Raw genomic sequence first — 2,318 nt, 5'->3', positions numbered from 1 at the left:
GCCGTGCCCGATTGTCGTGCCGTGCCCGATTGTCGTGCCGTGTCCGATTGTCGTGGTGCCCCCGATGGTCGTGATACATCGAAAAACAGGGCGCAATGAATTGCGCCCCTACGGTTGGAACCATCATATTGGGGGTATGTTTTCTGCAAAAATAATCCGGATATGTTATGCTTCCGCCTTTGCCAACAGCGACTTTTCGATCAGAATAATGATCAATATTTTTACGGAGGATTGAACCAAGATGAGCAAGAAAGTCAACAAAGAACAAGGTCAGATTTCCATTCACACCGAGAATATTTTCCCCATCATCAAAAAATGGCTCTACAGCGACAAGGATATCTTCCTGCGTGAGCTGATTTCCAACGCGGTGGATGCCATTCACAAGCTGCAGAACGTCAACCTGCTGGAAGGCTTGCAGCTTTCTGACGAATACCAGGTCAATATCCACATTGACAAGGATGCCGGTACCTTGAGCGTTTCCGACAACGGCATCGGCATGACCGCCGATGAGGTGCGCAAGTATATCAACCAGGTGGCGTTTTCCTCAGCTGAGGACTTTGTCGAAAAGTTCAAGGACCTCGAAGATAAAAACCAGATCATCGGTCATTTCGGCCTGGGTTTTTATTCCAGTTTCATGGTGGCCGAGACGGTGGAAATCCGCACCCTGTCCTATCAGAACGAGGCGAAGGGGGTACACTGGAAATGTGAAGGGACGACCAGTTACGTCATCGAGGAAATCGACAAGGACAAGCGCGGCACCGAGGTTATCCTCCATCTGAATGATGATGAAAAGGAATTCCTTGAGCCCCATAAAGTGCGTGAACTGATCAAGAAATATTGTAACTTCCTGCCGGTCTCCATTTGCCTCGAAGGGGAAGAGGTCAATGACAAAAACCCCCTGTGGACCAGGGCCGCAACGGAGATCAGTGAGGATGAGTACAAGGAGTTTTACCGCAAGCTCTACCCCATGTCGGATGATCCCTTGTTCTGGATCCATCTGAACATTGATTTTCCTTTTAACCTCAAGGGGATTCTCTACTTCCCGCGTCTGACCAATGAATTTGACGTCAGCCGCAGCCACATCAACCTGTTCTGTAACCAGGTGTTCGTCTCCGATAGCACGCCGGAGCTGATTCCGGAGTTTCTGACGCCGTTGCAGGGCACCCTGGATGCTCCCGATCTGCCGTTGAACGTTTCACGCAGCTACCTGCAGAACGACCCGCAGGTACGTAAAATCCGTGAGGTGATCAGCGGTCGCGTGGCTGCAAAGATTGTCGACCTGGCGAAAAAGGATCATGAGGTGTTCGTACCGATCTGGGAGGATATCCATTCCTTTGTCAAATACGGCATGATGCGCGAGGACAAGTTTTACGACAAGGTCAAGGATCAGGTGATTTACCGTTCCACCGGCGAGGAGCGTTACACCACCCTGCCGGCGTATCTTGAGCGCGGCAAGGAAAAGCACGAAAACAAGGTCTATTACGCCAATGATGAGGGCGCTCAGGCAACCTATCTGAGGCTGTTCAAATCGCAAGGGTTGGAGGCACTGATCCTCGATGCGATGATCGATAATCATTTCATCCAGTTTCTTGAGTCGAAGAACAAGGATCTCAAGTTCGAGCGGGTCGATTCCGATATCACCGAAAATCTGCTGGAACACGATGCTTCGAAAAAGATTGTCACTGGTGACGACAATCAGACCAAGGAAGAGAAGATCGAAAAGATTTTCAAGGATCATCTCGACATCAAGGGCTTGCACATTCGCGTTGAGACCCTCAAAGACGAATCGGTGCCGGGAATGATTCTGCTCAACGAGCAGCAGCGCCGTTTTAAGGAAATGACGCGGATGATGGGGCAGGGCAAGGAAATGCCCGACCTGTTTGCCGACCACACCCTGATGGTCAACACCGCCAGCCCGGCTATTGCCAAGGTGCTGGCCTTGCAGGATGTCGGCGACACGGACACTGCCAACATGCTCATCGACCAGATTTACGACCTCGCCATGCTCTCCCATCAAGCCATCAGCAAAGAACGCATGGCCGGTTTTATGGAGCGTAGTGGGAAGCTCCTTGGAATGATCTGATTGGTGGGGAGTGGGTAATGGGGAATAGGTAGTAGGGACAGGGGGGGGGACATGGAAAAGGGCCATGAAAAATTGGAAGCTTGGAAGCTGTCAATGCGTTTGGTTAAAGCTATATACGACATGACTGCACATTTTCCAATTGAAGAGCGGTTTGGGTTGTCTCAGCAGATGCGCCGGGCAGCGATTTCTATACCATCAAATATTGCGGAGGGGGCTGCCAGGTATGGTAGTAAAG

The 2,318-nt window shown here is 50.8% G+C and carries 2 protein-coding genes; both read left to right on the top strand.

Annotation, left to right across the window (positions count from 1 at the left end; all coding sequences use genetic code 11):
• Window positions 1-241 precede the first annotated feature (241 nt).
• Window positions 242-2,083 carry a molecular chaperone HtpG gene (gene htpG / locus AC6F7T_RS03780; protein WP_500716650.1) on the top strand — a complete coding sequence of 614 codons (1,842 nt, stop codon included), beginning with the start codon at window positions 242-244 and terminating at the stop codon, window positions 2,081-2,083.
• Between the two features lie 51 nt (window positions 2,084-2,134).
• The coding region (locus AC6F7T_RS03775) for a four helix bundle protein (RefSeq protein WP_500716649.1) at window positions 2,135-2,318 on the top strand (184 nt) is incomplete at its 3' end.

The organism is Pelovirga sp. (genome assembly GCF_059864205.1).
The sequence above is the reverse complement of the archived record's forward strand: the minus strand, read 5'-3'. Positions and strand labels throughout refer to the sequence as shown.